A 4,976-nucleotide genomic window follows, 5' to 3' on the forward strand; every position below is an offset into this window, starting at 1 on the left:
TCTGCGCGAGCAGGAACAGAATAATCGTCGGCAGGATGGTGAGCGTGATGAAGGCGAGGATCAGATGCCACTCCGACGAATACTCGCCCTGATAGACCATGATACCGAGCGGCCAGGGATAGAGCGCATCGGTGTTGAGCATCACCAGCGGCAGCAGATATGCGTTCCAGCTATTGACGAAGGTGATGGTCCCGACGGTCGCCAGGATCGGTCGGGACAACGGCAAGGTCACGTAGCGGAAGAACTTGACATAGCTGCAGCCATCGACGAGCGCTGCCTCGAGCAGTTCATGGGGAAGGTCCTTGAAGAAGCGCCGCAGCAGCAGCACGCTCATGGCAAGGCTGAAGGCCACCTGCGGCAGCGCCACGCCGAAATAAGTATCGAGCAGTCCGAGATCGCGCACCTTGATGAACAACGGCAGCACGGCAGTCGCGGCCGGAAACAGCAGGCCCAGCGTCAAATAGCTCAGCAGCATCGAACTGCCGTAGAACTTGACGTGGGCAAAGGTGAACGCCGCCATTGAGGCCGTGACCAGGGTCAACGTCACCGTGAGCGTCGAGATGATCAGGGAGTTGCGCAGGAGCTGCCAGTAGCGGCCGGAGAACAGGATATCGGCATAGTTCTGCCACTCCCAGTGACTCGGCAGGCCGAACGGATTGACGCGCAATTCGCCGAGCGATTTGAAGCCGCCGAGCACGGTCGCAAGCAGCGGCAGCAGCACGAAGATAGCAACGATGGCGAGGAACGCCGTCCTGAACAGCACGGCCGGATCGAACGGCGCGCGGTTGGTCTCGGCATTACTCATCGCGCATGAACCATCGCTTATAGGTAAAAGCAAAGGTTACGCAGATCACGAACAGAATGACGCCGATGGCGCTACCGTAGCCGACGCGCATGCGCGAGATGCCGTTGTTGTAAAGAAAGCTCACCATGGTGTTGGAGGAATCCGCAGGGCCCCCGCGCGTCAGCGGCATGATGAGGTCGAACAGCTGCAGCGAGCCGATGACGGCGAAGAATACGGAGAGCCGGATGGTCGGATAGAGCAAGGGGATGACGACATGACGCAGAGCTTGCGCGCGCGTTGCACCGTCGATCCGCGCCGCCTCGATCAGGCTCTTGTCGATGCTCTGCAGCGCCGCGATGAACAACATCATATGGAAGCCGAAATACTTCCAGACGATCACGATCAGCACCGCCAGCATTGCCGTATCGGTCGAGGCGAGCAGGTGCGGCGGCTCGGCGCCGAAGGCGCGCCAGATCGAGGCGACCAGGCCGTAGTCGCCGTCATAGACGAACGAGAAGATCAACCCGGTCGCGATCTCGGCCAAGATATAGGGCATGAAGAACAGCATGCGCAGCGCCACTGCGCCACGAAAACGCTCGGCGAGCATCAAGGCCAGCGTGAGCGCAAGCGGCAGCTGAATTGCGAGCGAGACCGCGATGATCAGCCCGTTGTTGCGCAGCGCGAGCCAGAAGGCGCGGGTCTGGAGCACGAAGCGGTAATTGTCGAAGCCGATCCAATGGGTCGGTCGGCCAAAGCCGTTCCAGTTGAACCCCGAGTACCAGGCCGCCTCGCCGATCGGCAGCACCACGAACAAGGTGAACAACAACAGTGCCGGAGGCAGGAACAGGATCAGCACGGTGAAGCGGCCATCCCAGCTCGGGCCGCGCACCGCGACCTGAGGGACCATCTCACCGGCAACACCCATTGGCGACGCGATCGCGATCCGGCGCGCCACCGTCAGTTCCCCTGCTTGTACGCCGCTTCGATCGCTTTGGCCGCGTCCTGCGGACTCATGCTGCCGCCGGCGATCTCGGCCGAGACGTCGTTGACGACGCGACCGACCGAGGGGCCAAGGCTCTGGTCATAGAAGTTCTGGTGGTAATTCGACTTCGCGAGATTGGCCGCGATCAGCTTCATGAAGGAGTTTTGCAGACCGGCGTCGGCGCCCTTGACGACAGGGACGATGAAGTTGCCGGCCGCAAGCCGGCTCTGCACGTCTTTCGAAATGAAGTATTTCAAAAAATCGACAGCTTCCTTCGGCGAATCCTTGGTGATCAGCCAGCCGGTGATGCCGCCGAGCGTATCCGTCGGCGCACCCTTGCCGCCGGCTACGACCGGAAAGTCGAACCAGCAGATCTTGTCTTCACTCAACCCGATTTTGTCGGCAGCAAGTACGCGCTGCTGCTGATAGACGATGCTGATCGCGAGCGTCATCGCCGCCTTGCCGTCGCCGAAATATCCGACCGCCTGCGGATTTTTGAAGCCGAGAAAACCGTTCTGGAACGGCTGCAGATCCACCAGTTGCTTGAACAGCTCGCCGGATTTCTGAAACGTCTCGCCGGCGAAGCCGCCATTCTCGTCACGCAGCGCCGCATCGAATGCCGCCTTGCCGCCGATGCGCACCGCAAGATGCGTCCAGTAAAAATGCAGCGGCCATTTATCGGCGCCGCCGACCACGATGGGCGTCACGCCGGCCGCCTTCAACGCCTTCACCGCGGCGAGCAGATCGTCCCAGCTCTTGATCCCTGCGGGATCGACCTTCGCCTTGGCCATCAGGTCCTTGTTGCAGAGGAAGCCGACCTGCGACAGTGCCATCGGGAGGCCATAGACACGGCCATTGTTCGTGAACGCAGCAAGCGCCGCCGGCGTGAGGCTATCGCTGTAGCCCTTCACCTGATCGGTGATGTCTTCCAGGACACCGGCCTCGATCTGCGCCTTCAAGACGCCGCCGGCCCAGCTATAGATGATGTTCGGCCGGTCCTTGGATTGCAGAATGGTCGGCAGCTTGGCCTTGTAGGCCTCGTTCTCGAGGAACTGCATCTCGACCTTGACGCCGGGATGCGACGCCTCATAGGCGCGGGCGACCTCCTCCCAGAGCTTCACCTGGGCTGGATTGACCTCGATGTGCAGCCACTTCACCGTGGTGTCGGCAACGGCGGCCCCGGCCCAAAGCACGCATGCGGCAGTAGCGAGGCCCAGTCTCCCGAACAGTCCCATCACGTTCCTCCCACCGGCTTCTCTTATTTTGTGGTAATCCTGCCCTCAATTCTTGAGGTGCGCAACTAAAATTCTGACCTACTCAACCTCAGGCGGAAAACCGCAACTGTTTGGCTGGAGAATTGGCGCCGTGCCGTACCCGCGTGTCGGATACTTCCGGCTCTGGCGACCGAGATCGTTTCCCGCCACCAGCGTTGCGTCGGAACGGACTGCAGCCGCATGCAGGTTTGCGCCGCAGAGATTCAACGGCGGGATCGAAATTCAGGAGGGGTGCGAACTCAGGTGCAGCGCGCCTTGAAGCCGCCCAGCGCCAGCGCCACCATCACCTCGTCCAGATGCGCCTGGTCGCGGGTCTCGATGACCAGTCCGAGCAGGGTCGCCTTGGCCGGCAGGTCGGAGAAGGTGCGTTGGTGCGATACCTCGATGATGTTGGCGCCGACATCGCCGAGCAGATGCGAGACCGCGGCGAGCTGACCGGGCCGATCGACGATGTCGATCGTCAGCTGCGTCAGCCGTCCCTCGCGTGCCAGCTCACGCGTCAGCACCGAGGCGATCAGCCGCGTATCGATGTTGCCGCCGCTCAAGACAAGACCGACATTGCGGCCTGCGAAGCGTTCGGGGTGCGCCAGCACGGCCGCGAGCCCGGCGGCGCCCGCTCCCTCCACCACCGTCTTCTCGATCGAGATCAGCGCGGCCACCGCGCGCTCGATCTCCGGCTCGGTGACCAGCACGATATCATCGACCAACGCGCGGATGATCTCGGTCGTGATCCGGCCGGGCGACTTGACCGCAATGCCTTCGGCCAGCGTGTCGCCGCGCATCGGCATCTGGCTTCCCTTGATGGTGTTGTACATCGACGGATAGAGCGCAGCCTCCACCCCGACGATCTGAAGGGCTGGATTGAGCGCGCGCGCCGCGATCGAAATGCCCGAGATCAACCCGCCGCCACCGATAGGCACCACCAGCGTGTCAAGCTCCGGCACGGAAGCGAGCATTTCGAGGCCGACCGTGCCCTGCCCTGCGATGATCAGCGGATCGTCGTAAGGATGGATCGGCGTCATCCCCTGCGCAGCGGCATGATCGCGGACGAAGGTGCCCGCCTCCTCCAAGGTCGCGCCTGAAATGATTACTTCGGCCCCGTGTCGCCTGGTGTTCTCGACCTTCACCATCGGTGTGCCCACCGGCATCACGATGGTGGCGGGAATGCCGAGGCGCTTGGCGTGATAGGCCACGCCCTGCGCATGATTGCCAGCCGACATCGCGATCACGCCGCGCTTGCGTTCATCGGTCGAGAGCGCCTGCAGGCGGTTGAGCGCGCCGCGCTCCTTGAACGAGGCGGTGAACTGCAGGTTCTCGAACTTCAGCCAGATGTTGCAGCCGCAGATCTCGCCGAGCGTGCGGCTCTGGTTGCAAGCGGTCGCCAGCACCGCGCCGCGGATCGCCGCGGCGGCGGCTTGTACGTCTGCCGGGGTCACCGGCAGAGCAGTCTTGTCGGTCACGATCCAGCCCCCTTCGGCCTCAGTCGGTCTCCGGCAGTCCGAGCATCAGCCGCATGTTCTGCACGGCCGCGCCCGAGGCGCCCTTGCCGAGATTGTCGAGCCGGGCGACCAACACCGCCTGGTGATGCTTGTCGCTGGCAAAGACATAGAGCTCGAGCTTGTTGGTCTCGTTGAGCGCCTCCGGCTCGATCCGCCCGCCCTTGGCTGCATCATTGGCCAGCGGCATCGCCGAGACGAACCGGCTTGCCGCGTAGTGCTTCGCCAGCGCGGCCTGCAGATCGGCGCCAGAGGGCTTGCCCGGCAGCGTATCGAGCTGCAACGGGATCGAGACCAGCATGCCCTGCCGATAATTGCCGACCGACGGCACGAAGATCGGGCGCCGCGTCAGCTTCGAATAGAGCTGCAGCTCCGGCACATGCTTGTGCTCGAATCCGAGGCCGTAGAGCTCGAAATGCGGCGCGGTGCCGTTCTCAAAG

Annotated in this window: 4 protein-coding genes and 1 pseudogene; all 5 read right to left on the minus strand. The window is 62.9% G+C overall.

Annotated elements, in window-relative coordinates; all coding sequences use genetic code 11:
• Positions 1 to 805, minus strand: an 805-nt coding sequence (locus WA702_RS12065; RefSeq protein WP_425110752.1) for a carbohydrate ABC transporter permease, incomplete at its 3' end; no start/stop codon positions are given.
• Positions 798 to 1,739, minus strand: a complete 942-nt coding sequence (locus WA702_RS12070) for a carbohydrate ABC transporter permease (protein ID WP_425110753.1) — start codon at positions 1,737 to 1,739, stop codon at positions 798 to 800. The genes WA702_RS12065 and WA702_RS12070, both read right to left, overlap by 8 nt.
• Positions 1,740 to 1,741: 2 nt before the next feature.
• Entirely contained in the window at positions 1,742 to 3,001 is a 1,260-nt protein-coding gene (locus tag WA702_RS12075) for an extracellular solute-binding protein (RefSeq protein ID WP_425110754.1), read from the minus strand.
• A 278-nt stretch (positions 3,002 to 3,279) separates the two neighbouring features.
• A complete protein-coding gene (locus WA702_RS12080; RefSeq protein WP_425110755.1) occupies positions 3,280 to 4,503 on the minus strand; it encodes a threonine ammonia-lyase in 1,224 nt (407 codons plus the stop codon).
• 16 nt (positions 4,504 to 4,519) lie between these two features.
• Positions 4,520 to 4,976, minus strand: a pseudogene (locus WA702_RS12085) (N-acetyl-gamma-glutamyl-phosphate reductase); the annotation flags it as partial.

The sequence above is a fragment of the Bradyrhizobium sp. genome, from assembly GCF_049798375.1.
Taxonomy (GTDB): domain Bacteria; phylum Pseudomonadota; class Alphaproteobacteria; order Rhizobiales; family Xanthobacteraceae; genus Bradyrhizobium.

Coding starts and splice junctions, on each gene's coding strand:
- WA702_RS12075 (WP_425110754.1), bottom strand. CDS start 3,001: ATGGGACTGTTCGGGAGACTGGGCCTCGCTACTGCCGCATGCGTGCTT.